20 protein-coding genes and 4 tRNA genes are annotated in these 25898 nt (G+C 37.7%); 15 read left to right on the top strand and 9 right to left on the bottom strand.

Annotated features, from left to right (window positions below):
* Positions 1-20: 20 nt before the first annotated feature.
* From F4V57_RS05680 to F4V57_RS05670, 3 genes are all read right to left on the bottom strand, one after another.
* The gene (locus F4V57_RS05680) at positions 21-1220 is read right to left on the bottom strand and encodes a BaiN/RdsA family NAD(P)/FAD-dependent oxidoreductase (RefSeq protein WP_070069186.1); all 1200 of its coding nucleotides are present in this window, start codon (positions 1218-1220) and stop codon (positions 21-23) included.
* A gap of 241 nt (positions 1221-1461) precedes the next feature.
* Positions 1462-1860, bottom strand: coding sequence for a DUF4260 domain-containing protein (locus F4V57_RS05675; RefSeq protein WP_070069185.1), 399 nt, complete (start codon positions 1858-1860; stop codon positions 1462-1464).
* Between the two features lie 227 nt (positions 1861-2087).
* Entirely contained in the window at positions 2088-2942 is an 855-nt protein-coding gene (locus F4V57_RS05670; protein WP_070069184.1) for a 1-aminocyclopropane-1-carboxylate deaminase/D-cysteine desulfhydrase, read from the bottom strand.
* Positions 2943-3034: 92 nt separating this feature from the next.
* Here F4V57_RS05670 and pdxA point away from each other — a divergent pair, with 92 nt between their 5' ends.
* The 9 genes from pdxA (at position 3035) to F4V57_RS05625 (ending at position 14914) form a co-directional block, all read left to right on the top strand.
* Positions 3035-4015 carry a 4-hydroxythreonine-4-phosphate dehydrogenase PdxA gene (gene pdxA, locus F4V57_RS05665; RefSeq protein WP_070069183.1) on the top strand — a complete coding sequence of 327 codons (981 nt, stop codon included), beginning with the start codon at positions 3035-3037 and terminating at the stop codon, positions 4013-4015.
* A gap of 29 nt (positions 4016-4044) precedes the next feature.
* On the top strand, positions 4045-4860 hold the full coding sequence (gene rsmA / locus F4V57_RS05660) for a 16S rRNA (adenine(1518)-N(6)/adenine(1519)-N(6))-dimethyltransferase RsmA (protein WP_070069182.1): 816 nt from the start codon (positions 4045-4047) through the stop codon (positions 4858-4860).
* Between the two features lie 12 nt (positions 4861-4872).
* Positions 4873-5718, top strand: a complete 846-nt coding sequence (locus tag F4V57_RS05655) for a symmetrical bis(5'-nucleosyl)-tetraphosphatase (RefSeq protein ID WP_070069181.1) — start codon at positions 4873-4875, stop codon at positions 5716-5718.
* Positions 5719-5874: 156 nt separating this feature from the next.
* Positions 5875-6258 (top strand): twitching motility response regulator PilG, encoded by a 384-nt coding sequence (gene pilG / locus F4V57_RS05650; RefSeq protein WP_070069180.1) that lies wholly within the window; start codon positions 5875-5877, stop codon positions 6256-6258.
* A gap of 30 nt (positions 6259-6288) precedes the next feature.
* On the top strand, positions 6289-6657 hold the full coding sequence (locus F4V57_RS05645) for a response regulator (protein WP_070069179.1): 369 nt from the start codon (positions 6289-6291) through the stop codon (positions 6655-6657).
* Between the two features lie 3 nt (positions 6658-6660).
* Positions 6661-7185: a chemotaxis protein CheW gene (locus F4V57_RS05640; protein ID WP_070069178.1), complete on the top strand. Its 525-nt coding sequence runs from the start codon at positions 6661-6663 to the stop codon at positions 7183-7185.
* A gap of 35 nt (positions 7186-7220) precedes the next feature.
* A complete protein-coding gene (locus F4V57_RS05635; RefSeq protein ID WP_070069177.1) occupies positions 7221-9299 on the top strand; it encodes a methyl-accepting chemotaxis protein in 2079 nt (692 codons plus the stop codon).
* 170 nt (positions 9300-9469) lie between these two features.
* The gene (locus F4V57_RS05630) at positions 9470-14425 is read left to right on the top strand and encodes an Hpt domain-containing protein (RefSeq protein ID WP_070069176.1); all 4956 of its coding nucleotides are present in this window, start codon (positions 9470-9472) and stop codon (positions 14423-14425) included.
* 30 nt (positions 14426-14455) lie between these two features.
* Positions 14456-14914, top strand: coding sequence for a hypothetical protein (locus F4V57_RS05625; RefSeq protein WP_070069175.1), 459 nt, complete (start codon positions 14456-14458; stop codon positions 14912-14914).
* 67 nt (positions 14915-14981) lie between these two features.
* Here F4V57_RS05625 and dapE read toward each other — a convergent pair whose 3' ends face one another.
* The 3 genes from dapE to F4V57_RS05610 all read right to left on the bottom strand — a co-directional run bounded on the left by dapE (position 14982) and on the right by F4V57_RS05610 (position 17374).
* Positions 14982-16115, bottom strand: a complete 1134-nt coding sequence (dapE, locus tag F4V57_RS05620; protein WP_070069174.1) for a succinyl-diaminopimelate desuccinylase — start codon at positions 16113-16115, stop codon at positions 14982-14984.
* 137 nt (positions 16116-16252) lie between these two features.
* Positions 16253-16393 carry an entericidin A/B family lipoprotein gene (locus tag F4V57_RS05615; RefSeq protein WP_070069173.1) on the bottom strand — a complete coding sequence of 47 codons (141 nt, stop codon included), beginning with the start codon at positions 16391-16393 and terminating at the stop codon, positions 16253-16255.
* Between the two features lie 129 nt (positions 16394-16522).
* The gene (locus tag F4V57_RS05610) at positions 16523-17374 is read right to left on the bottom strand and encodes a DUF1853 family protein (RefSeq protein WP_070069172.1); all 852 of its coding nucleotides are present in this window, start codon (positions 17372-17374) and stop codon (positions 16523-16525) included.
* Positions 17375-17478: 104 nt separating this feature from the next.
* On the opposite strand from F4V57_RS05610, the gene F4V57_RS05605 reads away from it, so the two are divergent.
* The 5 genes from F4V57_RS05605 (at position 17479) to F4V57_RS05585 (ending at position 18447) form a co-directional block, all read left to right on the top strand.
* Positions 17479-17868: a YbaN family protein gene (locus F4V57_RS05605; protein WP_070069171.1), complete on the top strand. Its 390-nt coding sequence runs from the start codon at positions 17479-17481 to the stop codon at positions 17866-17868.
* Between the two features lie 148 nt (positions 17869-18016).
* Positions 18017-18092, top strand: a tRNA-Val gene (locus F4V57_RS05600).
* Positions 18093-18116: 24 nt separating this feature from the next.
* Positions 18117-18193, top strand: a tRNA-Asp gene (locus F4V57_RS05595).
* 53 nt (positions 18194-18246) lie between these two features.
* Positions 18247-18323, top strand: a tRNA-Asp gene (locus F4V57_RS05590).
* A gap of 48 nt (positions 18324-18371) precedes the next feature.
* Positions 18372-18447, top strand: a tRNA-Val gene (locus F4V57_RS05585).
* Positions 18448-18715: 268 nt separating this feature from the next.
* Here F4V57_RS05585 and F4V57_RS05580 read toward each other — a convergent pair.
* From F4V57_RS05580 to yccS, 3 genes are all read right to left on the bottom strand, one after another.
* The gene (locus F4V57_RS05580; RefSeq protein WP_070069170.1) at positions 18716-21385 is read right to left on the bottom strand and encodes a PepSY domain-containing protein; all 2670 of its coding nucleotides are present in this window, start codon (positions 21383-21385) and stop codon (positions 18716-18718) included.
* Positions 21386-21571: 186 nt separating this feature from the next.
* Positions 21572-22129, bottom strand: a complete 558-nt coding sequence (locus F4V57_RS05575; RefSeq protein WP_070069169.1) for an SdpI family protein — start codon at positions 22127-22129, stop codon at positions 21572-21574.
* Between the two features lie 72 nt (positions 22130-22201).
* On the bottom strand, positions 22202-24376 hold the full coding sequence (gene yccS / locus F4V57_RS05570) for a YccS family putative transporter (RefSeq protein ID WP_227515662.1): 2175 nt from the start codon (positions 24374-24376) through the stop codon (positions 22202-22204).
* A gap of 216 nt (positions 24377-24592) precedes the next feature.
* On the opposite strand from yccS, the gene F4V57_RS05565 reads away from it, so the two are divergent.
* Positions 24593-25810 carry a multidrug effflux MFS transporter gene (locus F4V57_RS05565; RefSeq protein WP_070069167.1) on the top strand — a complete coding sequence of 406 codons (1218 nt, stop codon included), beginning with the start codon at positions 24593-24595 and terminating at the stop codon, positions 25808-25810.
* The last annotated feature ends 88 nt before the right edge of the window (positions 25811-25898 follow it).

Raw genomic sequence — 25898 nt, 5'->3', positions numbered from 1 at the left:
ACATAATTTGAGTTGTTCAGTTACACAACTGTTCCAGCAGCATAGGCGGATGACCAAGCCCATTGAAAATTAAATCCGCCTAAATGTCCCGTTACATCTAGCACTTCACCAATAAAATATAGTCCTTCTTGCTTTTTACTTTGCATTGTTTGAGAGGAAACTTCATTGGTATCAACACCACCTAAAGTCACTTCTGCGGTGCGATAACCCTCTGTACCTGAAGGTTTTACACGAAAACCATGTAGTTGATTTGCAATCAATTGTAGTTGTGCATCGCTAATATTGCCAATGGCTGTTTCACTTTGTGCTGACCAAATCAATTGCTGTAATTCTTGTATAATGCTTTTGGTGGTGAAAACTGTCAGTAGAGTGCGTAATAAAACTTTGGGTTGCGATAATTTTTTTTCTTTAAAAAAAGCATATAAGTCTTGAGCTGGGAAAAAATTAATTTGAAAATCTTCACCACTTTGCCAATAATTGGAAAGTTGTAAAGCGCTTGGCCCACTTAATCCGCGATGAGTAAAGAGTAAGGCTTCATGAAAACTGTTACGGTGGTTACTCAAACTCACATCAAGGGCGTTACCACTTAAACGAGCCATGACCTCTTTCAATTGGTCAGAAAAGGTAAATGGAACCAAGCCTGCACGAGTTGGATACACATGATGTCCAAATTGTTGTGCCACTTCATAACCAAAACCAGAGCCACCTAAGGTTGGGATAGATAAGCCACCTGTCGCGACCACTACAGCTTCGCATTGAAAATCACCCTGATTGGTTTGAACATTAAATCCACCCTGTGTTAAGGCAATGACTTTTTGTACTTCACACTGGGTTTGAATTTCAACTTTTTGGGTGTGATGACATTCAGTAAACAGCATGTTTAAAATGTCTTTTGAACCGTTTAACGTAAACAATTGACCGTGTTTTCGTTCTTCATAAGCAATACCATAGTCGCAAACTTTAGCAATAAAATCCCAGTTGCTATAGCGGGCAAGGGCAGAAATCACAAAATGTGGATTATGGGAAATATAGTTGTCGGGTTCTACATATAGGTTCGTAAAGTTACATTTTCCACCACCAGACATTAAAATTTTTTTACCCACTTTATTGGCTTTTTCCATTACCAGTACTTTGCGACCACGTTGTCCTGCATGTACTGCACACATTAAACCGGCAGCACCTGCACCAATAATAATGACATCGACATGGGAAATAGACATAAATTTACTCGTTTATGAATGGTCAGAAGAAAAGGGCAGTAGTTTAGCATGCAGAATAACAAAGCAAGGCAGACCCTTGAGTCAAGCTGCTTGTTTTTTGTTTCAATGACAGATATCAAGTTTAATGAGTGGTGTGATTATATCTTTTCCATAATTCAAGAGAACAATATGACTTTTACAATTTAGTCTTTGATCAAAGTTCCTAATCAGTTTTATTTTGAAAGGCGTAAAATATTGATGATTATTTTTTGCTTCCAATCACTCCCAGGTGAGTAAAGTGAAATCCATTGGAGTACTTAAGGCCATAACCTAACATACGATCAAAGCCAATGTGAGCAGTCCAAATAATAGCTGTAGCCCACATAATTGACACATTAAAGTAGATTCCTAGTCCCAGGATCACAAATGGAAGCAAGTATGAATGTGCTGCATTATAAAAAACAGAGCCGATTTTTGAGTTTAATAAATATCCGAGCAGAGAAATATCTGGAGTAAGAAAAAATATAGCAAACGTACCCCAACCTATTCCGAATTTTTCATAGACGATTAGAGATAAAACCAATACACAAAGACCTTCAATCTGTAGGATTTTTCTAACGTTACTTTGAGTGGATGTTAATGTATTTTTCGTATCGTTCATTATTCTCTATTCGCTGTATGATATATAATTATATTAACAAAAGTTTTATTCAAATGTATTACTTCAGGATTATTTTCGATCTATTTTTATTTTATTTCAATCTGTCATTCCGATGATTTTTAGTTTTAATATGATACTTTTAAAAATAACAAGAATTACTTAATAAATGTGTGAAGCAACGTGGAAATAAAATTGAAAGAATAAAAAATCAACGATAGATTAAATATTTATTTGCCTTGTAGTCCACCCGAATGGATCACTAATATTCGGGTATTTGGGGGAAAATAGTTTTGTTGAATTAAATCAGAAATCCCCATCATCATTTTCCCAGTATAAATAGGTTCTAAGGGGATCGAATAATCTTGTTTAAAATCTTTGATAAAATTTAATAATTCAGTGGTGGTTTTAGCATAGCCGCCACAACAATAGCTATCGATGATTGACCAATTATTTTTTTTTGTCCATTTGCGAATATCATGATCTAAAAAATTACCTTTTAACGCAGAAAAGCCTAAAATTTTTTGCTGTGCTGAACTGGCATTGATTAAGCCGGATATTGTGCCGCCTGTGCCCACTGCACAACAAATCACATCAAAATTTTGTAAATCTGTATCATTCAAAATTTCCTGACAACCTTGTACTGCCAATGTGTTTGTCCCACCTTCTGGAATGATGTAACTGTTTGGAAATTGGTGTTGAAGTTGTTTTAAATATTCAGCTTCATGTCGTTTTCGATATTCAGTTCGAGTAACGAAATGCAATTGCATGCCTAAATGTTGTGCTTGTTGTAAGATTGGGTTTAAAGCTCGATCTGCCAGCTCATCACCACGAATAATGCCAATACTCTGAAAACCATAAGTTTTCGCTGCATGTGCCAAAGCAAAAATATGGTTAGAATAAGCTCCACCAAAACTTAATAATTTTTGATATCCAAGACGTTGTGCTTCAAAAAAATTATATTTTAATTTAAAAAATTTATTGCCGGAAATTTTTGGATGAATCAAGTCAATTCGTTTGATGGTCACAGAAATGTCATGTGTTAACATTATGGTTTGATAAGGGACATCAGATGAATTAAACATGTTTTACACGCAAGATTGGAAATTTTAGCTTTTCAACCGCAACAGAACAGCGGAAAATAGCCTTCAGTATAAGTAAGTTGGTCAAAAAAATCATGAATCAAGCATTGCCCCTTTATGTCACTAGTGGAGAACCTGCTGGTATTGGGCCGGATATTTGTCTGGATTTGGCGCAACGTCATGATAGTCGTCCGATTGTGGTTTTGGCGGATCAGCATCTATTACAGCAACGTGCGCAAATCTTACAAAAACAGATTCAATTTATTCCTTATCATGGTCAGAGTGAACCCTCATCCAGAGGGCAACTTTATGTACAACACATTGCACTCAATCGCGATGTACAATGTGGGCACTTGGATGTTGACAATGCTGATTATGTGATCCGCCAATTAAGTTTTGCTGCTGATCAGGCTCTGGCACATCACAGTGCTGGAATTATTACAGCGCCTGTACAAAAATCAGTCATTAATCAGGCAGGGTTACACTTTAGCGGACATACTGAATTTTTTCAGGAAAAAGCAAGTGTTCCACGTGTAGTGATGATGCTTGCAACTAAAACTTTACGTGTTGCTTTGGTAACAACGCATTTACCTTTAAGGCAAGTTGCAGATGCCGTGAGTAAATCGCGTTTGATACAGGTTTTGGATATTTTGCTTGCAGATTTAAAACAAAAATTTAAAATCGCATCACCTCGTATTCTGGTCTGTGGTTTGAATCCACATGCTGGAGAAGGTGGCTATCTGGGAAATGAAGAAATAGAGATCATCAATCCGGTACTGGATTGTTATCGTCAGCAAGGTATCCAAATCAGTGAAGCATTGCCTGCGGATACTTTATTTACTCCTGAACATTTACAACATGCCGATGCAGTGTTGGCAATGTATCACGATCAGGGGTTGCCTGTGCTAAAATCACAGGGTTTTGGTGAAGCTATAAATATTACTCTTGGTTTACCGTTTATTCGCACATCGGTCGATCACGGCACAGCATTAAGTCTGGCAGGTACAGGTCTGGCAAAAAGCTCAAGTCTGATGGTTGCCACAGATCTGGCATTAAATATGGCAGAATCAGCATAATTTAAATTTTTGATGTCAGGAAGAATTGCATGTATCAAATTAATGCCCTAAACCCTAAAGAAGAAGGGCATCAGGCTCGAAAACGTTTTGGTCAGAATTTTTTACACGATCAGCGGGTTATCGAAAAAATTGTACGTGCGGTTAATCCCCGTCATGATGATAATCTGGTTGAAATTGGACCGGGACTTGCTGCTTTAACTTCCCCATTAATCGGGGAAGTAGATCAGCTAAAAGTTGTCGAACTGGATCGTGATCTTGCAGCAGGATTGCCATCTCGAGTCCCGCATCCAGAACGTTTACAAATTATTGAAGCCGATGCACTTAAATTTGATTTTGCGACATTGGTTCAAGATAAACCTTTAAGAGTAGTGGGTAATTTACCCTATAATATTTCGACACCATTACTTTTTCATCTGGTGCAACAGGGCGTAGCCATTCAGGATATGCACTTTATGCTGCAAAAAGAAGTCGTGGAACGTATTACGGCAAAACCCAATAGCAAGGAATATGGCCGCTTGTCCATCATGTTGCAATATTACTGTAAAGCAACCTATTTGTTTGAAGTTCCGGCAGGTGCATTTAACCCACCTCCAAAAGTTACTAGTGCAGTGTTTAGACTAGAACCTTATGCAGAAAAACCATTGACTGCGCAAAATGAAAAAAACTTTGCGGCATTGGTTGCTCATGTGTTTACCCAGCGTCGTAAAACTTTACGCAACAGCTTGAAAGGCAAATTGGATGAAGCAGGCTTTATACGTGCTGGTATTGATCCAATGGCTCGTCCAGAAACGCTTTCCCTTTCAGAGTTTGTAGCATTGTCTGATGCCTGTGTTGAGCTATTTTAATCGAGTAAAGTTATGAAAAATTATCGTCATGTCTATGCAATTGGAGATTTGCAGGGATGTTTTGCAGCATTAAAAGCACTATTGAAAAAAATTCAATTTGATCCTACTCAGGACTTTATTTATTTTGCAGGAGATTTGGTTGCACGTGGTGAAGATTCTTTATCAACATTACGCTTTGTAAAAAAACTGTGTGATCAAGGGGCAGCAGCAACAGTATTAGGTAATCACGATTTAACCTTGATTGCCTGTGGGCGAGGTTTTAAAAAAGTAAAAGACAAAGATCAGACCCAACCCATATTTGATGCACTTGATGGTAGTGATTTAATTGATTGGTTACGTCATCAGCCCTTACTTATAGAAGTTGATTCGGTACATGTGCTCACACATGCAGGTATTCCACATATTTGGTCACTTGAGCAAAGCAAACAATATGCGCATGAAGTTGAACAAGTATTACAGGCAGACTTGCCTGATTTGGATCATTTTTTGGCAGAAATGTACGGTGCGCAACCAGATATATGGTCTGATGCTTTGCAGGGAAATGCCCGATTGCGTGTAATTACAAATTATTTTACTCGTATGCGAATTATCGATCAGCAGGGCCATCTGGATTTTGTGTTCAAGGAGAGTTTGGATGATCCTATGCCGGCAGGATTTTCGCCGTGGTTTAGGTATCAAAATCGAGTCACAGCAACACATAAGATTTTATTTGGACATTGGGCAGCATTACAGGGCCAGGAAATTCACCCACAAATCATTTCACTTGATGGAGGTTGTGTTTGGGGAGGGGAGTTAATTGCCTACGAATTGAAAAGTAGACAAAAATACTCAGTTTTCAATCCTTTGTCAGTGGTTTAGCTTTTAAAGTAAAGTGTGATTAAGTTAACAAATTATATTTTACAAAAGCATAAACAAAGATTGGAAAAGCCACTAAACTGTGTTAAAAAAAGAGCTTGAAAATGTAGTTTATTGTTACTGAAATGCTACGGGTTTGAAATTGGGATAACGAGTAAAATGAAAGATAAACTAAGCGATCTAAAAGTCATGATAGTTGATGACTCAAAAACAATCCGCCGTACAGCAGAAACATTGTTACAACGTGAGGGGTGTCAGGTTGTAACAGCTGTCGATGGATTTGACGCTTTATCCAAAATTGCTGATACCAATCCTGATATTATTTTTGTAGATGTTATGATGCCACGCTTAGATGGCTATCAAACTTGTGCCTTGATAAAAAATAATCAAAATTATCAAAACATTCCAGTCATTATGTTATCTAGCAAAGATGGTCTTTTTGATCAGGCAAAAGGTAAAATTGTCGGATCAGAACAGTATTTGACCAAACCATTTAGCAAAGATGAGCTATTCGAAGCCATCAATAATCATGTTGCTGTGTAATGTTTGCACATTGATCAATAGGAAATCAAAATGGTTCGTATATTAATTGTTGACGACTCACCAACAGAAACATTCAGATTTAAGGAAATCTTGGTCAAGCATGGTTTTGAAACATTAGAAGCTGCTAATGGCGAAGATGGGGTAACTTTAACTAAAACTGAACAGCCTGATTTGGTATTAATGGATGTTGTTATGCCTGGTGTGAATGGTTTTCAGGCCACACGACAAATTACACGAGCACCGGATACTCGACATATTCCAGTCGTGATTGTCAGTACTAAAGATCAGGCAACAGATCGCCTTTGGGGCAAAAGACAAGGGGCAAAGGATTATCTGGTTAAACCAGTTGATGAAGTACAATTGATAGACACGATTAAACAATATATTAATGTGAACTAATTTATGGCCGCCAAAGGTTTTATTGAACTGCTACGTCTGGCAGATCGGGGTAAAAAACGTCAGGTTAGTCAAATTGACCAAACGTTACGTTGGTCAGGTGTTGCATTTGAGATTTTAGGAAGACAATTTGTAGCGCCTTTGGGTGATATTGCAGAAGTGATCTATGTACCTGAATGGACACCTGTTCCAAGCACACAGAAATGGGCATGTGGTGTCGCGAACATTCGTGGTCGCTTATTATCTGTAAGTCATCTGGCCGCATTTTTAAATCATAGTGTAAATGAAGTCAAAACTGACAGTAAAGTACTCTGTCTAATGCATCCCAAACATTATTGTGGGGTGATCGTTGATCAGGTTTTCGGGATTCAGCATTTTAATCAGCAAAGCTATTTCAAACAAGCGAATGATTTGCCCCCGGAACTGCAAGAATTTTGTCAAGGCTACTTTATGTACCAAAGTAAACCTTGGCATGTCTTTATGTTTAGAGATTTACTAAATAATCCAAGATTTCTGTCCCCATCTCACTAAGCTCGAGATGGATAAATATTCAGGGGAGAGCTTACATGGCCTTTGGTCTAGGTAAAGGTAACAGCACTGTTCAGGCGAAAAAAGATCGTCCTGTGTTCCAAAAAGCAAGTAAAATAATTGATCAGTTAGCCGTATTCTTTGGTGGAGATCGTGAGCAGGTTACACGTTATCTTACGCTACTTTTACTGGCATTAATTATTTCGGTTGTACTGTTTGGCGTACTGTTATGGGGTAATAGTAAAGAAACTTCCCTGACTCGAGCGGTGGGGGATTTACGTTATCTTTCACAACAAATTTCTCGTCAATCCAGCGAAGCCGCTGTAAGCGGTGACGATAAAATTGTGGCTGAACTGAAAAAAAGCCAGACACAATTTAGTGATGCATTGAAAGTTGTTGAGAGTTCACACAGTGATAGCACCAATGTAAAACAACTAGAATCGCAATGGAATACAGTAAATGCTGGGATTAATACCATTGTACAACATCAAAAAACAATTAATACCTTACAAACATTAGGTTTACAAATTACCGAGTCTGTTCCGGGTATTCAGTCTGAATATAATTTGTTGGTTGACCAGATGACTCGCTCTGGTGCTTCTGCATCACAGGTCGCCTTGGCAAAAAATCAGGTTTATTTGGCAGAACGTATTTTACGATCAATCAATGCGGTGTTGACAGGGAAGCAAACTGCCATTGAATCAGCAGAAAATTTTAGTAATGATACCGAAACTTTTGGTACATATCTAAAAGGTCAGATTCAAGGCGATGCTGTCAATGGCGTAGAACGTATTGCTGATCCTAAAATGCAGCAAATTTTAGCAGGTATTCAAACTGAATTTGATCAGACTCTGAAACATACTGCTTCACAGATTTTGGATAATTCCAAACAGATTCTGGCGGTAAATGAAGCTTCTGGCAAAATCTTTGCAACGTCAGATGAGATGTCAACGGTATTAAATACCATGGCTGAGGATACCAAATCTATCTGGTTAACGCTTTTACCAATCTTATTGTTGCTTTCTATTTTGATGGTTGCTTTTGTTTTATTCAAACTGGTTACTTTGCGTAATAAGGGAGATCAGAAGCGAGTGCTGAGTTTGCAGGCTGAATATGATCGTAACCAAAATGCAATTTTAAGGTTACTAGATGAAATTGCCGACCTTGCAGATGGTGATTTACGCTCTTATGCGACAGTATCTGAAGATTTTACTGGTGCGATTGCAGACTCTATTAACTTCGCAATTGACCAATTGCGTGATCTTGTGGCACGAATTCATACCACCTCAGAAGAAGTATCCAAATACTCTCTGGAAACACAACAATTGACCATGCAATTATCGGAAGCTTCTGAACATAATGCACAAGAAATTGCAGGTGCGTCAGCAGCAATTAATCAAATGGCCATCTCAATTGACCACGTATCTAATAATGCATCAGAATCTGCTGAAGTGGCAAAACGTTCGGTAGATATTGCCGCTACGGGTGCTGATGTGGTAAACCGTACGATTGAAGGAATGGATACTATTCGTGAACAAATTCAGGAAACTTCTAAACGTATTAAACGTTTGGGTGAGTCTTCACAAGAAATTGGACACATTGTATCTTTGATTAACGATATTGCCGACCAAACCAACATTTTGGCATTGAATGCGGCAATTCAGGCATCTATGGCAGGTGAAGCTGGTCGAGGTTTTGCTGTCGTTGCAGACGAAGTACAGCGTCTGGCAGAACGTTCTGCGGCTGCAACCAAGCAGATTGAATTGTTGGTGAAAACCATTCAGACCGATACTAATGAAGCAGTAACATCAATGGAATTAACCACTACAGAAGTGGTAAAAGGAACAACACTGGCTAAGGATGCAGGTGTTGCACTGGATGAAATTCAAAATGTATCCGGTACATTGGCAAGCTTGATTGAAAACATTTCTGATACTGCAAGAGAACAGGCAGGTTCTGCAAGTCATATTTCTCAGACCATGAATGTGGTACAGGATATTACTCACCAGACAACATCTTCTACTATGGATGCTGCACGCTCAGTAACAGAATTGGCACACATGGCAGAAGCATTGCGTGAATCTGTAACCGACTTCAAGTTACCAGAAAATATGTAAATTAAATATCAGGAGTTGATCTATGTATTATCTCCTGAATCTATATAAAATTGTTTTATTTGACATGATGCAATACAACTCATGTACAGTGCTTTAAGCTTGATGAAATAAAAACAAATTAAAGCATTTGTGTTGTGTTGATCATTGTAGGGGTTTAAAGAAGCAAGCTTATGAGTCAAAGTTTAAAAGAAATCGTTCACCATATAGAGCTTCCTCCTGATCAATTACAAGATCAGGATCCTGAAATTCGAGAAATTTTTGTTGAGGAAGTACAGGAAATTCTGGAATTTCTCGATGATGCCATTCCTAAATGGATTAAAACACCGTCAGATAAAGATTTACTCACAGAAATTCGCCGATCTTTTCATACATTAAAAGGTTCGGGTAGAATGGCTGGTGCAGTGCAATCTGCAGAATTGGCATGGGCAATTGAAGACATGCTAAATCGGGTCATGAGTGGTAGTATCAAATTACATCAACAATTACAAAAATTAGTGTATTCAGTTGCAAGATTATATGAAGTTCTAGTGAAGGATTTTATCAAGGCGCAGGCACATCAAATTGATTTACGCCCATGGATTTTGACCGCAAATCTGCTGAGAGATCAGCAAGAGATAATGACCGCTTTAAGCTACACGATTGATTATTATCAAACACACGATATTCCTGAACAAGAGACTATTATTGATGATACATCACATCTTGAGCAACAAGATAATGTTGATGTTTCTTCATCAGATCGTGCAAATGTAAAAGAAACCGTAATATTGGATCCGACACTGGAAATTTTTCTGGAAGAAAGCAACGAGCACTTACAAACTATTTCCGAGTTCTTACATCTGGATCATGCAGCCAATATTGATGAATTTAATCAGTTATTACGTGCTTTACATACCATTCGGGGGAGTTCCGGAATGGTTGAGCAAAATGCTATTTTCTCAGCAAGCAGTCAGGTAGAACAAATATTTAAAGGCTTCGACATCGAAACCTTGCAGCAAAATGAAAAAACACAACAATTATTGCTGAATTATTATAATTATATTTCAGCCAGTTTAACTGTACTTGCAGATAATAATAAGGAAAAATTAGAGCTTTTAGACACACAATTTACCCAAAATTTACAGAATTATCAGGCGCAACAAAGCCCAAATACCGAAGCATCTACACAAGGGGTTGTTGCACAGTTACTCGAATTAAATATCAACGATTTGCTAGATGCCGAGTTTACTTTTGTTGAGGAAATTCAAAAAAATGCCTCAAATTACTTGCAGCATTTAATTGAACAAGCTGACATACTGATTGTGCATACAACTAATGCACAAACTGCAAACCTGAATATCCTGGCAAATGAATATCAACGTTGCTATCAGGCATTATTTGAAACGCCTCAAGCACAATATAGCATTGAAATTCTTGAAACTGTTCAGGGCTTACATCAATATTTGATAGATGTATTTGACGGATTGGCATCTGGACAAAATGTCACTATTACTCACTTAATTGAAGAAGAATTTGAACAGGTATTAGGTCAGATTGCACAAGTTTCTACTGATAACAAAGCTGATGTAAACAAAGTTATTGTTGAAGAAAATACGCATCTTAATGTCAATCTGAAAACAGCTACGCCAGTAGAAACTGGACAAAATCAACATATCGAATTTGATCCTGATCTATTGGCCATTTTCCTTGAAGAATCTGAAGAATTAATCAATCAGATGGATCTGGATTTTTCTTTATGGGAAAAAGATTTACAAAATAATCAGGTTTTACAGCATTTATTTCGTTATTTACATACGCTCAAAGGCGGTGCAAATATGGTACAGGCAACACAGCTTGGCCTGTTGGCACATGAATTAGAAACAATTTATGATCGTATCCTAAAAGGTGTATTGAAACCTTCTAGCAATGCAGTACAAATGATTCGCTACGTACAGGATAATATTGCGATCCGTTTACAGCGTTTACGCGATGAAAATATTGATCTAGATGCAAGTGCAATGATTCAGCAGCTTCAAGCAGTTATATTACATGGTGCTGAATTAACGACCGTAACTAATTTAAATCAGGCTTCAGATCTGGAAAACTCTGTGCGTCAAAGCGGCACACAAGAAAGCAAACTTCAGTCAGAAATTATAGATGCAGTGACTTCTGAAGCTGCTTGGCAACCAGTTAATCACCACGTATCGATAGATAAATTAGTAACTGAGTCGAAAATAATCCAGCACCAATCAGAAATACGGCCAGCAATCGTACAGACTGATCATCATGACATTGAAGAAAAAAATGCATCATTAGAATTTGATTCTGAGCTTCTGGCAATTTTTGTAGATGAATCGACAGAATTACTGGAATCTTTAGATGAGAAATGGCTTGAATTACAGAAACAATCTATTAATGACGAACTGTTAAATGCTATTACCCGTGATTTGCATACTTTAAAAGGTGGTGCAAATATGGTGCAAGCAATACAACTAGGGCAAAAAGTTCATGCGCTTGAAAGTGTTTATGAAGCAATTATCCGTCATAAATTAACTCTGTCTGATGAGCTGATGTTGCAATTGCGTACAGCTCAGGATCGATTACTAACTCATGTTCAGCAATTAACTTATCAACAGATTGATTCGGACAGTGCAGATTTTGTTGCTCAAATGCACAAGATACTGACACAAAATCAAACACCTGTGCTTGCTGTAACACCAATTGTATCGACTCAAGTAAATGATGATGTTGTTAGCGTTAATGAAATAAATCCCTTGCTTGAACATGCAAGAGCGACAGGGGATGATCAGCATGTTGCCATGGTTGAAAGTTATCTGGATGAAGCTAATGAGCAACTTACAGAAGGTGAAGCATTATTTGCTAAATGGGCAAACCAGCGTAATAATCGTAATCTATTATTGGTTTTACAACGTAACTATCATACTTTAAAAGGTAACTCACGTCTGGTTGGCGAAGAGTTGATTGCCAATATGGCTTATCAACTGGAATATGTGTTTGAACAATTTGCCTTACATCAATTTACCGCAACCCGTTATGACGAACTGATTCGTCAAACGCAAGCATGGTTAAGACAAGCCATCGAACATGGCTTATACGAAGGTGCAGAGTCTTTGCAACTTCGTCTAACAGCAATGAGTTTTGAAGCTTTATTGGTAGATGATCTGGAACAAAACGCTACAGATCACGTAAACTTTGACCATTATAACGAAATTAAAACTGTGCAGGGCGATGGTTCCCTGCCACCAGCAATGTATGCTGATTACACATCAAATCAGCCAAAACAACATTCTCAGGAATTGATACGTATTTCTGCTGATCTGGTTGAAAAAATGATTGACCTTTCAGGAGAAAGTGCCATTAACAGATCAAGGATCGAACTTGATCTGGGACAAATGGCTTTTACTCTGACAGAAATGGAGTTGGCCATTCAACGTTTGGCTGATCAGTTGCGCCGAATGGAAGGTGAGCTGGAAACACAAATTCTGACTAAACATGAAAGTGATGCTTTACGTTATGAAGATTTTGACCCACTGGAAATGGATCAATATTCTGCATTGAATCAATTGTCCAAATCTCTTGCCGAATCTGCCTCAGATTTGATTGATTTTAAAACCACACTTGCAGATAAGATTCGAGATACAGAGAATCTATTATTACAACAATCTCGTATTCAGAACGAACTTCAACAAAATCTAATGGGAACACGACTGGTTCCATTTTCACGACTGATTCCTCGATTACAACGTCTAGTAAGACAAATCTCTACACAGCTGAATCGTCCGGCTGAATTATTGATTGACAATACGGAAGGCGAACTGGACCGTAATATTCTGGAACGTCTGGTATCGCCCTTAGAACACATGCTGCGAAATGCAATTGACCATGGTATTGAAGATCAGGAAACTCGTTTGCAGCTAGGTAAACCTGCCATAGGCAGTATTCAACTTTCCATTGCCAGTGAAGGGCATGACATTCTTGTGATGTTCTCTGATGATGGGCGTGGTATTGATACTGCGGCAGTCAAGGAAAAAGCGATTCGTAATGGCTTAATTTCACCTTCAATACAGGTAAGTGATGATGACCTAATGCAATATGTGTTCCATTCGGGTTTAACTACGGCCAAACAGGTGACTCAAATTTCTGGACGTGGTGTCGGTCTGGATGTGGTACAAAATGAAATTAAATCTCTTGGTGGTAACGTAAGTGTTAGCTCAAAAAATGGGCAAGGCACTGTATTTACTATTCGTGTACCAACTACCGTATCAGTGAGTGATGCATTGATGGTAAAAGTAGCTGATCAACAGTTTGCTTTACCACTTGCACAAATTGAACGTATTGTACGCGTTTCCCCAGTAGCCTTGATGGAATATTATGACGGTGATCGTGAGGAATTTACTTTGGATCATCAAACGTATCGCTTGCGTTATATGGGTGAGTTTATTCAGGGTAAACATCAACCCGAACTAACCAATATGGGTTCTTCTGTTCCTGTCATTATTTATAATAGTGCAGGTCGATCTATTGCCTTGCAGGTTGATCAACTGGTCGGTTCTCGTGCGCAAATTGTAATGAAACCCATTGGTGATCAGTTATCATCTGTCGGATATTTAGGTGGTGCAACTATTCTTGCAGATGGTCGGGTTTGTTTAATTCTGGATGGTGCAAGTATTTCGCGTAGAGTATTGACGACTTCTCGTATTCATCAACAATCACAACCTGTACAGCCATACGAAGTTCGTCAAGCCAGTCGTAAAACCATTATGGTTGTCGATGACTCCGTGACAGTAAGGAAAGTGACTTCACGGTTACTAGAGCGTCAAGGTTTCGAAGTCATTACAGCAAAAGACGGTGTCGATGCAGTTGAGAAACTAACACAAGTAACTCCAGACTTGATGTTACTGGATATCGAAATGCCAAGAATGGATGGTTTTGAAGTGCTTAATTTTATTCGTCATGATTCCAAACATAAACAGCTTCCAATTGTTATGATTACATCGCGTACTGGGGAAAAACATCGTGAAAGGGCATTTGGTCTGGGTGTAAACCGTTATATGGGTAAACCATTCCAAGAAGCAGACCTGATTGAAAATATTCAGGCTTTACTTGAAGAAACACAGGTTCATTGATTGTAATGAACCTTAAAAGGAAGTTTTGTCATGCAGAATAATTTAATTCACCATACTGTTGCACATTTATCGCAAGAAAATTTACAAAGTTTGATTGCAACATCAACGGGTTTTATTGATGCATACGATATTCCTGTCCATGATGATGCAAATATTTTATTGCCGCAGAACATGGTACTATCTGCCATGAAAGTTGGCGCAAATAGTCATTATGTGGAATGGCATGAAAAGCAATTACCGACTTACAATTTGTGTACACCAGAAGCCGATGATGTGACTGCGTTAGTCATAGAGGGCGAGGAAGAAAATACACGTTTTGCTTTATTGTGTGACCATATGCCTGAATCTCTGCGATTACGAATTTCGCAGGTGAGTGATATTAATAGACCAGTCTCAGATACAGTTTATCAATATGTTGAAGTAGATGGTCATGTGTATCAAATTCCAAATTTGGCTAATATACAAAAGCAATTATTTACTAAAAAATAATCAGCTCAGTTTTAGGATAAATGCTTATTGCTATATACAATAAGCATTTTTTATAACTAAAATTAATTTAAGCCAGTAGATTAACTAAAGTTTGTTCATAGATCTTGGCTAGAGGTTCTAGATCATCTACATTTACGTGTTCATTAATTTGATGAATTGTTGCATTTAATACACCAAGCTCAATAACCTGAGCTCCTGTTGGTGCAATAAAACGTCCATCTGAGGTACCGCCACTCGTAGAAAGCGTCGTTTCACTTCCTGTAACTTGCACAATTGCTTGTTGTGCAGCTTCAACTAAATCTCCTACAGGTGTTAAGAATGGTAAACCGGATAGATTCCATGTAATATTGTAGTTCAAATCATATTGATCCAGAATAGCTTTTACACGTGATTTAAGTTGCTCAACAGTTACTTCTGTAGAAAAACGAAAATTAAAAGTTACAGTCAAGATATCGGGAATGACATTGGTTGCTCCAGTTCCAGCCTGAATATTTGAAATTTGGAAACTGGTTGCCGGAAAATATTCATTGCCGTGATCCCAAACTTCCTTACATAAATCATCAATTGCTGTAGAGGCAAGGTGAATTGGATTTTTGGCAAGATGTGGATAGGCAACATGCCCCTGTTTTCCTTGAACAGTTAATATGCCATTTAAAGAACCTCGGCGGCCATTTTTAATAATATCGCCAAGTTTATTGGTGCTGGAAGGCTCTCCGACCAAACACCAGTCAATTTTTTCCTGACGAGCTTCCAGTGTTTCAATTACTTTGACTGTTCCATTAATTGCAGGTCCTTCCTCATCGGATGTAATTAGATAGGCAATAGAACCACGGTGATTAGGGTATTTTTCAACAAAGCGTTCGGTTGCAACCACCATTGCGGCCAAAGCTGTTTTCATATCTGCACTGCCACGACCGTATAACTTACCTTCGCGAATTTGAGGGTCAAATGGTGCAGAATGCCAAGCATCTGATGCGCCAGTTGGTACAACATCGGTATGACCTGCAAAGCAAAAAACTGGAGATTCTTTTCCACGGCGTGCCCATAAGTTATCTACATCAGCAAAGCGCATAGATTCAACATTAAAACCAATATTTTTCAGGCGATTTGCCATAATGGTTTGACAATCGAAATCGCTAGGAGTAACAGAGGGTTGTTTCAATAATTCTAGGCTAAGTTCAAGCGTATCAGAGTGTGGCATAAAGTAATGAAGTTTTATAAATTAGAAAAGACAGCTAATATCTTAGCGTATTCGCTACAGTTATTATAAAAATTATTTTAAATCTATAAAAAATTAAAGAAGACCATGATTAGCCTTCTTTAATTACACTGGTCAGATTACAGTTTGTCCTGTGTTTTCTCAGCAGTTTGAGATACTTTATCACCAGCTTTGGACACATCCTGACCAATCCCTTTAAATGTATTACAGCCTGTTAGTAATACTGCTGAAGCGATGGCTAAAGTTGCTAGAATTTTCATGTTATTACTCCTCGGGTTTTTAGAATCGTCTTGTTTGTAAGTCATTGGACGTTTTTAAGATTGCTGCTTTTTGATCAAAAGAACAGTATTTGCCTTGTTAATTGGTGTAATAATTTGTATAAAAAATAGTTATTTTGTAAAAATAGTTCTGAAATTGAGATCTAATTTTAACATTAAGAAATAATTGTGATCAAATTGGTAATATAGTCCATCAGTCCACCAATATATTTTTTGTTGGTTTGAATAATGTTGCTCATATACTGGACATAACCATTCTTGCCGACTTAAACGGCGTAAACCAGACAGATGTTCAGGAATACGATTTTGCCAAGTGCCTAATCTCCTCTCAATATTAATCCATGACGGAATTTTTTGATGGTTCCAAGGTAAAAATAATTGTCCTTTAATAACTATCCAGCGTTTTTCGATAGGGTGATTTAAAGCTCGTTGGAATTTAAATTGTTGTTGAACCAGATGTTGTAATTTTTGTAAAAAGGTATCTTCAGGATTTAAACCGATCCAGCCATGAATACTCAAATTAGGTTCTGCCAGATAGTACTTTAAACAAACTTCCCAGTGTTCAATTTCCCCCGTTTGTCGATTGCGTAATAAAAAATCAATTTCCCCTAATGTTATGGAACCCTGATGGTATTGGATGCTGTGACCAAGTAAATCATAGTAACCATTACAGGAATCTTGTAACCAAAACCAAAGTAAGCCTTCAAATCTTAAACCTAAACGAGTACTCTTAATTTGAGATAAAAAATCCAGTAATTGTTGCGGATATTGATCCAAAAAATGTAGACGGGCGTGGTAATGTTTAAAGCAATTTTGCCAAAATGTTGATGAATGCATTTGAATATCTTGATTCAAATGCATACTTTTAGGAAATTGTGTAATTAAATCAGGGCTGGCAATTGCAAAAGCCAATTGACGAACAATTGGATGCTTGAATTCCAGCCAAGGCTCATAAAAAGACATGAATACCTTTCATTGATTTCGTTAATATATAGGATAAGAAAAATCACGGTACATCATGGATGAAAATAATTATACTAGCAACATAGTTTTTTTGAGTACACATTATGCGGATTTTTTTCTGGCGCATTTTGGTGATTTTTTTTCTTATTCTTGCCATGATTGGTGCAATTTTACCAGGTATGCCAACCACAGTTTTTCTGATTCTGGCAGCATGGGCAGCATCAAAAGGATGGCCAAGTATGGATGCATGGTTACTGAATCATCCTAAATATGGACCAACATTGCGTCAGTGGCGAGAGAATGGCAGTGTACCACGCAAAGCAAAATGGATCGCTTCAATCATGATGCTGATCAGTGCAATTATCATGTTATTTACCACAGCACCTTTTTGGGTGAAATTAATGACAAATAGCATTATGTTTGTGGTTGCAATCTGGCTTTGGTATCGTCCAGAATCTGATTTTGTGGAAAAAATTGATATGGAAAAGGATTAGATTTGCATAAATAATCAACGATTTAAGTGTTACTACAAATAATTTATTTATTTTTTATACAAATGAATGTGAAAATTAAAAAAAACGGCAAAAGCGTTTGACACGGCAATAAGAATCTCTATAATGCACCTCACAAGTTAAACACTATGGGCGCTTAGCTCAGTTGGTAGAGCGTCTGCCTTACAAGCAGAATGTCGGCGGTTCGATCCCGTCAGCGCCCACCATAGTTTTTATACAGATTGTTAAGTGCAGCGGTAGTTCAGTTGGTTAGAATATCGGCCTGTCACGCCGAGGGTCGCGGGTTCGAGTCCCGTCCGCTGCGCCATTTAAGAATATGTAATCTAAAAATTTTGTGTTGACTTAAATTTTCTTGCAAGTGCAGCGGTAGTTCAGTTGGTTAGAATATCGGCCTGTCACGCCGAGGGTCGCGGGTTCGAGTCCCGTCCGCTGCGCCATTTACAAGAAATCTTATTAAAATTGGTTATCTAACTAATTTTACATAAGGGCGCTTAGCTCAGTTGGTAGAGCGTCTGCCTTACAAGCAGAATGTCGGCGGTTCGATCCCGTCAGCGCCCACCATAATATTTATTTTATTATTTTCAAATTTACCTATATCCTACAATTCTATGTTAATCAAACATTGCTAATATTCGTTAAGTTTTATATTTTAGGTTTTTGTTGATCGATACTTGATGTTTTTCTACTTTTGTTGAAGAAAAAATAGAAGCGTAATCAATACGTTTATCAGGTTGTATTTTTAGCTTTGGTTTATTTTTAATAACACATTTTAGATTAAAAATCCCCAACTTGATCTGGAGTTGGGGATTTAAAAGATCAGTAGGATATATTAATACACATCACGGCGATAGCGATCATTTTGACGTAGTTCATCAACCTGTGCTTCCCCGAGAAGTTCATTTAGAGCTTCATCCACTCCAGTTGCCATTCCTTCGATGCTGCCACAAATATAAATTACAGCACCTTCATCTAACCAAACTTTTAAACGTTGTTCCTGCTCACGAATTTTATGTTGTACATAAATTCGTTGTTCCTGATCTCTAGAAAATGCAAGATCTACATGTTGCAAATGACCTTGTTGTAGCCATAGCTCAATTTGATCATGATAAAAATAATCTACAGCCTGATGGCGTTCACCAAAAATCAGCCAGTTTTGATGGAAACCCAACTGTTCACGTTGTTTCAGTAAGCTTAATAAACCGGCGATTCCTGTACCATTACCCATAAATATAGCTGGTCGATTATCAGTAATTAGATGAAAACTACTGTTTGTGCGAATACGTACAGGAATATTTTGTTGTAGTTCAGCATGAGCAGTTAGCCAGCCTGAGCCTAGTCCTAGATCTTGTGAGTATTGTTTTTGACGTACAACAAGTTGTAACTGTCCCTGTTCAGGAAGACTGGCGATTGAATACTCACGAGAAGGCAATTGATCAAGTTGTGTGATCCAATCGGATTGTGTGCAATCGACTTGAAGGTTTTGGCTTAAATCTTTATAACGCAATGCATTCATCAATTGTTCAGTTGTGTTCAGTTGGTGCGTTTGTATAAACTGTTCAATACGCTCCAGACTATTCCCTGGTTGTATTTCGGCAATATCTCCCGCCTGCCATATTTGTTGATTGAGTGGTTTTAGACAAACTTCATAAGCAGGTTCACCAACACTATTTGCGTTGAGTAGACTACGGGAAATGAGCAGCCAGTCATCAAAGACTTTCTCATTAATCACGGCGTGTACATCTTGTTGTGTAATTCTGGCTAATTGCGTAAACCAGTTTTCAAGATCTGTACTACTACCGTTATCTACTTCAATGACATCAAAAATTGGTTGTGCCTGATTTTGTTTTAACCAGTGATACAATTGATGTCCAAATAGGCAGTAAGTTTCTGCATATTCCTGTGAGCCCATGGCTAAAACTGCACATTTTACCTGAGAAAAATCTACTTGTTGATGCATGTATTTTTTTACAAATCCTGTTGCGAGATCTGGTGCTTCTCCTGTTCCGTAGGTACTCACCACAAATAATATTTGTTGTAACTGCTGTATTTTTTCAACATTCACATCTTTGAGTGCAATAACTTCTGTAGCAATACCTGCTTGTTGTAGACTGGTCGAGGTGTTATAAGCGACTTGCTCTGCCATTCCAGTTTGAGTGGCGTAGATAATGGCCCATTTTTCTGTATTAGTGTCAAATGGCAGGGCAGTGCTTGTTATAGCACGGGCTGCAAGGGTAAGTTTTTTCTGTCTGCGGCGTTTTAAATATAACATCCAGCCAGTGATAAAGAATAAAGGCATGGCTAAAGATGCTAATGCGGCAATGAAATGATAAACGGGACCAAAGAAATTCCCACGATGCACAGGTAACATACTACTCATGATTTTTTCATTCAGTTTTTTATCTGCGTATAAAATAACTTTTTCCAGTTTACCATCCTGATAATTATATATTGCACTATTACGCGCCCGATCATGTTGTTGTTCTAAATCGAAGAAGCTAAGTTCTATTTTACCCTGATTATTTTTGGGTAAATTTAATGTTACCGATGAATACTCACGTTGAATTTTCTGATTAAAGCCAGCCCAGGTTAAATCAAGCGCATTAATCATTTCTACAGAGCTTAATTGTTGTTTATCTTGTTGTTGTGAATTGCCACGATTCTGCTGTGATTGCATGGAGTTTGATGTACGTTGATTTCCTGTTATTGCAGCTGGTGAAGAATGATCTGTATTTGCTTGTATTCTTGGGCGTTCGCCACGAGCTATATTCGGATTCGGTACATTTGCTGGAGTGCGATTATTCCCCGGTTGCATTTGCATTGGCTGAGGACGTTCTACGCCTAATACTTTAAACATTCCATTACGCCACCATTCGTATGACCAATATAAACCTGTCACGGCAAAAATCAGATAAAAAACAATGACCCATGTTCCTACTACAGCATGTAAATCCCAAATAAAGTTACGTCCTTTAAGTTTGGGTTTGACAAATAACCATTGCTTTAAGGTATGTTTTTTTGGCCAGCGTAAATAAATACCACTAAGGACAAAAAATATCAGCATTAAGGTACACGCACCTGTAATTTGCTTACCTACTTGACCTACGGTTAGATTACGGTGTAATTGCATGATGAACATGAAAAAATCACGACCTTTGATCTCTGGCAGGATTTCTGCATTATAAGGGTTGACCATGATATTTTTGCCACGGCGTTCACCTTCTTTTGCGATATTAATAGATGACGACTCTGTTGGTGTTGGTGTAACAGTAATGCTATTAATCTTAAGATTGTTATCTTGTTGAATAAAATGTTGATAAAGTTGTGCAGGCGTTAATTTTGGCTGAGCTTGTGCAGTAACAACATAACTATCCTGATTAATCCATTTGAGGATTTGCTGGTCGTATGAGTAAATTGCTCCGGTAATTCCCATTAGTGAGAGAATTAATCCAGCAGTGATCCCTAAAAACCAGTGGATCTGGAAAAAAATTTTCTTGATCATGCGTAAGAAATGAAAGTATGAAAAGTTGCGCTGAATTATACGTGAATAATGATTAAATTAAATATTTTTACGAATAATATTAATTATCATTATTATTGTTAAAAGTTTATTTTGGCTAAATTATTGAATTATAAAAGGGATCCATGCTAACTAGCGGATCCCTTAATCCATTTGAAATTTGACTCTTTAGATTTTTTTCGGCTCACCGACAGAATCTTTTAAATGTTTACGAATGGTGGAAAAAGGAAAGTTTTTATTGTCCATCCGTTTTGGTAAAAAGAAAGAACCCTGTTGGCCTTTTGCCGTAAATGTCATTAGGATAAAGTCTGGATGATCATACCATTCAGAAACATCTTTCCAGCCAATATTTGCCATGCCTTGTTGCATGCCCATTTGTTGTTGCATGATCATGCCATGAGGTTGTACGCCTAATCTAATACCTTTAATTTCCTGTACAGGAAATTCCCGCATCTTGCGTTTGGCATACCATTCCAGACCATAAATACGTACAGCAATAAAGATAATTAAACAGATTAAAATTACCCAGCAAAAAATAGTGGAGTAGTTCTGAATAAAGATTAATCCTAAAATGGCAAGAAGTGATAGCACGCCTATAATTAACCACGTACGGGTACTGATTTTATTGCTGCTACGCCACATCATAAGTTGTGCGGCACGTTGTTCTTCTTCAGAAACTGCGTAAGGGACTGGCTGTAAAGTATAAGCGTAGTTGGTCGATGTCATAAGTGTTTACAAGTGAACAAAATCATTACAGTATTTTATCATTAAACCCTGCGCAAAAGGGAATCTTTAATACTATAAAGATGCAAGTGCGGTTGCATGAGGGTCATCTGTATCGTTCAAATTTTGTTTAAGCTGGCTAAGTTCAGGTAAAATATTGAGCATTAAGACAATTTGTTGCAAGACTAGTGTGGCAGGTTCACTGATTAAAAGATGGTCTTTTTGAATATGTTGTCTGAGTGTTTCAATGGCTGCTTGTGCTTTAAGCTCAGGTCTTTCATCAAATAATAATGCACCTTGAATATCTGAAAATGCCTGATCCAGAACATCGAGAATCTCTTGTTCATCCAGTTGTTGTCGGTGGGCTCCTAAAGCAGCAATATAGCTTAACATTGTGTGATTTAGACATAAAAATTTAAAAGCTTGTTGTTTTCTTAATGCATCAAATTCAGGTTCAGTGGCTAACGTGGAAATCAATGAGGCTAGCTCAGCATCCATCACATGTGCCTGACGGCGAACCAGACGATAATCCAGTCCATTATTTCGACCGTTATGATATTGTTTTACAATTTCAGCAAGATATGCACACTGATTAGTTAAGGTGCGTTGTAATACATTGGGTAAGCGACGAAATTTCCAGTCCGGCCATATAAACATGACACCAAACCATGCTAGACAACAGCCAATAATCGTGTAAATTGCTCTTGGTAAGGCAGCATTTAATTGTGGATCGGCAAAATGGAAATTAATGAGTGCCAATAGTGTGATAAACATTGTTGCTTGCGCATATTGTTGCGACCGTAATTGCAAAAATAACACGCCACTGATAATAGAAATAATCAATAAACCTTCATTGGACGGAATAAAATGCAGAAAAAATGTTCCCAGTAATACACCAGCCAGCGTGCCAATAATCCTGAGTTTTAAACGGCGTCGTGTTGCATTAAAATTTGGTTGGCAGACAAATAAAACCGTTAATAAAATCCAGTAACCGTATTCTAGATCCATCAGTTGTACCACGACGTGAGAAATCAGCAAGAGAATTGAAAGGCGTGTGGCATGACGAAACAATCCTGATTCAGGGCTAAAATTACTCAATATACGTTGTTTAATGTCTTTCCAGCCAGTTAAGTCATCATCTTTGAGTGCATCATCTTTTTGTAAAGTCTTATTCTTCATAAAAGCACGTTCAGACTCAAGATTGAGTAACTGTGCATCAATTTCTTTTAAATTCTTTTGTAGAGAATATAAGGATTTAATCCAGACCATATCATAATGTTGTTCCTTGGTCAGTTGTTCAAGGGAGTTGTTTAAATTTTTAAAAGCATATTTAAAGCGGGAATTGTGGTGGTAGGGTTGTCTGTTGGAAATTGCGTAGGCCAAATCCTGACAAGCTTTGGCCTGTAGACTCAATATTCGTTGAAAGCGAAATAAAATATCTCGATGCTGAAAAACCTTTGCTAATTGTAAATAATCAATGTGTGCCGAGTCAGTGCGCTCATGGATATCTTGTGCAATAAAGTAATATTGTAGGCTGCGCCGAGTATCTTTTTGTCCACGGTCACCTTTAAGACGTGTCAGTAGCGCAACGCGTGTTTCATTAAAAATACTGATCACTTTCCCACTGGCTAACGATAAGTCGATCATGGATTGCTGATAACTTTCAGATGTCATATCTACATCAAATAAATTTGATTTTACAAATAAGAAGTTACCAAGCTGCCGATAACATTGATCCAGTTGATCCTGAACAACTCGTACAGGAAACAATAAAAAACTGATGGTGGATAATATGCCATACCATGCTGCCCCTGCTACCAACAAAGCAGGTTGTTCATACCAGTTGGGAAATAAATCTACTCCTAGCATGGTGTAGACAGAAATGACCAAACAACCATAACTAATCGTTGCATAACGTTTACCAAGTGATCCCAGTAAAATTAAGCTAAAGCACATTAAGATCAGCGCAAAAGCAAAAAGAATCGGATGAGGGAAAAGTACTTCAACCAGAGCTGCAGTGGTAAAAAAACCGACATAGGTAAAAAGTAAATTACGCAAGCGAACGGAAAATCGGTCATCGATATCGCTGAGTGCAGCAGCAACAACACCAAGTGTCAACGGAATAGATAGAATCTGATAATTAAGCCAATAGGGGAAAAGCGCTGTGCCAACAAAGGCTATTGTCATTCTAACATTATACATTACGGTAGAATTATAGCCCAAGCGTTTTATTGTAGTGAGATCAATCACAAATACATCTCAGTTATCGACTTTAGGGTCATATTATATGGAAAATATGTTGTTGACCAAATTAAAATTGATGCATATAGCTTATTTTATTTTTTAATGGTCTTTGGCATTTTTGTGGTGTAATCCTATTTGAGTCAAGGCAAATTTTCTATATAAATTCTTTATAAATCCTAGATGAATTGATACTCTTATTGCACTCTGATAGTTTGAAAATTTATGACAACCTCCAAAGTACAATCACAGTCTTCCTCTACACAATATTCATGGCAGTGGATTACCTTGCTTGGGTTGTTGACAGCACTTGGCCCTTTATCTATAGATATGTATCTGCCAGCATTACCAGAGATGGCAGCACAATTTAATACAACCACATCTAGTATTTCCAGTTCAGTACCAGCTTATTTTCTAGGATTGGCAATTGGACAATTGATTTATGGCAGTTTGAGTGATCGTATTGGACGTAAGAAACCTTTGTATATTGGTTTGGTTATTTATATTTTAGGTTCAATGATCTGTGCAATGACAGCAAATGAATGGATGCTTTATCTGGCACGTGTATTACAGGCATTAGGGGGATGTGTTGGTGTTGTGATGGCACGTGCTGCCATACGTGATTGTTTTGATATGAATACTTCTGCGCAGGCATTGGCACACATGGCCATGATTTTGGGTATTGCGCCAATTATTGCACCAATGGTGGGATCAGTTCTTATTTCATTTTTTAGCTGGCAAAGCATTTTTATTTTACTTAGCCTGATCGGTATTATTGCTTTATTTTGTGTACATTTTTTCTTTAAAGAAACTTTGCCTGTAGAACGTCGCCTACATTTAAATTTATCTCAAATTATCATCATGTATGGCAGTATTTTTACGGATTCAAGTTTTCGTACGCCAATGTTGGCAATGTCATTCTTTTCAGGTTTGATGTTTTGTTATATTACTTCGGCTTCTGCTTTATTTATGGAATCTTTTGGTTTTAGTCAAAAACAATTTGCGTTGGTGTTTGGATTGAATGCCTTGGGTCTTATGTTATTTTCATTTATCAATAGTAAAGTTGTGCGGAAAGTTGGTCCTTTGCCTTTATTACAATTAGGGGGAACTATACAACTGGTCGGAGTGATTTTATTAAGTTATGTGGCATTTTTAAAACTTGAAAATCTTCATATTGTAATGTTTGGGTTATTTTTGGTTGTGGCAGCCATTGGTCTGACGGGGCCAAATGCGACAGCATTGGCTTTATCAAAACAGCAACAACGTGCTGGTATGGCGAGTGCATTGATAGGAAGTATTCAGTTTGCTTTCGGTCTATTGGCAGGGATTATTCTTCATTTATTTGATGGTTCACAATTACAAGATATGGCATCTGCCATGTTGGTTTATGCGTTGATCGGTATGAGTTGTGTATATGTTTTGAGATTTCGACATCGTACATAAATTCGGATAATTATTATAGTTGCATTGGTTTGTTTGAGTTTTATTCATTAACGAATTTAAAATAAAGCTTAATAAATTTTGTCGATGT

This window comes from Acinetobacter qingfengensis (assembly GCF_008693185.1).
Classification (GTDB): domain Bacteria; phylum Pseudomonadota; class Gammaproteobacteria; order Pseudomonadales; family Moraxellaceae; genus Acinetobacter; species Acinetobacter qingfengensis.
The sequence above is the reverse complement of the archived record's forward strand: the minus strand, read 5'-3'. Positions and strand labels throughout refer to the sequence as shown.

Excerpts from the sequence above, each read along its gene's own strand:
- pdxA (WP_070069183.1), top strand. The coding sequence starts at position 3,035 with ATGAATCAAGCATTGCCCCTTTATGTCACTAGTGGAGAACCTGCTGGT.
- F4V57_RS05640 (WP_070069178.1), top strand. The coding sequence starts at position 6,661 with ATGGCCGCCAAAGGTTTTATTGAACTGCTACGTCTGGCAGATCGGGGT.
- F4V57_RS05580 (WP_070069170.1), bottom strand. The coding sequence starts at position 21,385 with ATGATCAAGAAAATTTTTTTCCAGATCCACTGGTTTTTAGGGATCACT.
- F4V57_RS05675 (WP_070069185.1), bottom strand. The coding sequence starts at position 1,860 with ATGAACGATACGAAAAATACATTAACATCCACTCAAAGTAACGTTAGA.
- F4V57_RS05635 (WP_070069177.1), top strand. The coding sequence starts at position 7,221 with ATGGCCTTTGGTCTAGGTAAAGGTAACAGCACTGTTCAGGCGAAAAAA.
- F4V57_RS05655 (WP_070069181.1), top strand. The coding sequence starts at position 4,873 with ATGAAAAATTATCGTCATGTCTATGCAATTGGAGATTTGCAGGGATGT.
- F4V57_RS05615 (WP_070069173.1), bottom strand. The coding sequence starts at position 16,393 with ATGAAAATTCTAGCAACTTTAGCCATCGCTTCAGCAGTATTACTAACA.
- F4V57_RS05605 (WP_070069171.1), top strand. The coding sequence starts at position 17,479 with ATGCGGATTTTTTTCTGGCGCATTTTGGTGATTTTTTTTCTTATTCTT.
- dapE (WP_070069174.1), bottom strand. The coding sequence starts at position 16,115 with ATGCCACACTCTGATACGCTTGAACTTAGCCTAGAATTATTGAAACAA.
- F4V57_RS05645 (WP_070069179.1), top strand. The coding sequence starts at position 6,289 with ATGGTTCGTATATTAATTGTTGACGACTCACCAACAGAAACATTCAGA.
- F4V57_RS05610 (WP_070069172.1), bottom strand. The coding sequence starts at position 17,374 with ATGTCTTTTTATGAGCCTTGGCTGGAATTCAAGCATCCAATTGTTCGT.
- F4V57_RS05565 (WP_070069167.1), top strand. The coding sequence starts at position 24,593 with ATGACAACCTCCAAAGTACAATCACAGTCTTCCTCTACACAATATTCA.
- pilG (WP_070069180.1), top strand. The coding sequence starts at position 5,875 with ATGAAAGATAAACTAAGCGATCTAAAAGTCATGATAGTTGATGACTCA.
- rsmA (WP_070069182.1), top strand. The coding sequence starts at position 4,045 with ATGTATCAAATTAATGCCCTAAACCCTAAAGAAGAAGGGCATCAGGCT.
- F4V57_RS05625 (WP_070069175.1), top strand. The coding sequence starts at position 14,456 with ATGCAGAATAATTTAATTCACCATACTGTTGCACATTTATCGCAAGAA.
- F4V57_RS05575 (WP_070069169.1), bottom strand. The coding sequence starts at position 22,129 with ATGACATCGACCAACTACGCTTATACTTTACAGCCAGTCCCTTACGCA.
- F4V57_RS05630 (WP_070069176.1), top strand. The coding sequence starts at position 9,470 with ATGAGTCAAAGTTTAAAAGAAATCGTTCACCATATAGAGCTTCCTCCT.
- F4V57_RS05680 (WP_070069186.1), bottom strand. The coding sequence starts at position 1,220 with ATGTCTATTTCCCATGTCGATGTCATTATTATTGGTGCAGGTGCTGCC.
- F4V57_RS05670 (WP_070069184.1), bottom strand. The coding sequence starts at position 2,942 with ATGTTTAATTCATCTGATGTCCCTTATCAAACCATAATGTTAACACAT.